We start from the raw sequence: 1,420 nt of genomic DNA, 5'->3' as shown, positions 1-1,420 counted from the left end.
TTTGGGGCGGCGCGTCACGATGACCCGGAACTTCGGCGGCACGACATCCAGCCGTTCAGAGCGGTCCTCGCCAATCAGAACCTTTTCCAGGCCCTCGCAGTCGGCCGGGATTTCCGGCTCGATAACCTCCTCAATGCGTTCGAGGTGAGCGGCAAAGCCCTTGCGCGCACGCGGCGCACGCTTCGGCTTATCCCCGGCCGCGCGGTCGAGTTCGCTCTGGATCGCCGAAAGACCGGTTTCGACCTCCTCGAAAGCAAAGGACACCTGTTCGTCGTTGACGGCCAGGCGCAGCCGCTCGGAACGCTTGCCGTATTGCGTGCGCTGCAAAACTTTCAGGATCGACGTGAGGTTGGCGATCCGCTCGTTGGCGCTCTTCTCGACGGCCTTCAGTCGGGCGACCTCTGCCGCCGCCGCTGCAAGCCGGGTCTCGTTCGCAGCCTGCTCGCGGGCCATCGCGAGGATCATCGCTTTCAGCGTATCGATGTCGTCCGGCAGGTCGGAAGTGGGCAAAACCATGGGAAGCAATTGAGCATAAAAACAGCCGCGTTCCCAACCATTACAGCCGCATGATTCATCTTGCCGCAGGCCGGTTTCAGCCCGTCGACAACGGCCGCCTGACCCTGACCGGGCGGATCTTTTTCCAATCCAAACCGGCCAAAAGAGCCATCAGCTGTGCATGGTCAAGACGCATCCGCGCCGGCGAGACCGCCGGCCAGCAGAAGCTTTGCTCGTCCAGGGTTTTCGAATAGAGACAGACCCCGCTGCCGTCCCACCAGACAATGCGAACACGGTCCGCCCGCTTCGACCGGAACACATAAAGCGAACCATTGAACGGGTCGAGGCCGCCATCCCTCACCAGCGCCATTAAAGACGCTGCGCCCTTGCGGAAGTCGACCGGCTGGCACGACACGTAAACCACCACACCGGAAGCGATCATGCCTTGCGAACCACTCGGAGAATCTTGGCCAGGTGATCGGAATCAACGTCGGCGCCGGCACGCACCACGACATCGCCCACGACGATTTCCACCATGGAACTGCCCACCGCTTCAAAGCGCGTGAACTTGACCGGCTTGCTCGATCCCTCCGTCAATGGGGCAACCGTTCCCGACGAAAGCGCCTTGCGACGCCACGCATAGAGCTGCGACGGGTCCAGTCCCTGAGAGCGCGCAATCGCCGACACATTGGCTCCCGGCGCGAGCGCCTCTGCGACAAGCCGTCCCTTCTCTTCATCCGACCAATAGCGCGGCTTGCGTCGAGACTGCACCGGCTCGGCTGTCAAAATCTCGAATGTTCGATGATGATTCACACTGTCGCTCATATGATTCCCCGCATGATTCATGCAGAGAATGCGCGTTCAGCCGCCTCAAAGATACGTGGGATGCCCTAGCCGCTTACAGCTTATCGGTAACTGCATAAGG

General features: G+C 61.1%; 3 protein-coding genes. All 3 read right to left on the bottom strand.

Annotated features, from left to right (window positions below; genetic code table 11):
• The coding region (locus tag AAAB35_RS29515) for an IS66 family transposase zinc-finger binding domain-containing protein (protein WP_340671889.1) at positions 1–516 on the bottom strand (516 nt) is incomplete at its 3' end.
• 76 nt (positions 517–592) lie between these two features.
• Complete coding sequence (tnpB, locus tag AAAB35_RS29510) at positions 593–937, bottom strand: IS66 family insertion sequence element accessory protein TnpB (protein WP_340671887.1); 345 nt, start codon at positions 935–937, stop codon at positions 593–595.
• Positions 934–1,320, bottom strand: a complete 387-nt coding sequence (locus AAAB35_RS29505; RefSeq protein WP_340671886.1) for a transposase — start codon at positions 1,318–1,320, stop codon at positions 934–936. The genes tnpB and AAAB35_RS29505 overlap by 4 nt, the downstream gene beginning before the upstream one ends.
• Positions 1,321–1,420: the final 100 nt, after the last annotated feature.

This window comes from Phyllobacterium sp., assembly GCF_037994425.1.
In the GTDB taxonomy this organism is placed as follows: domain Bacteria; phylum Pseudomonadota; class Alphaproteobacteria; order Rhizobiales; family Rhizobiaceae; genus Phyllobacterium.
Note: the sequence above shows the minus strand (reverse complement) of the source record. Positions and strands in the feature narration are given on the sequence as shown.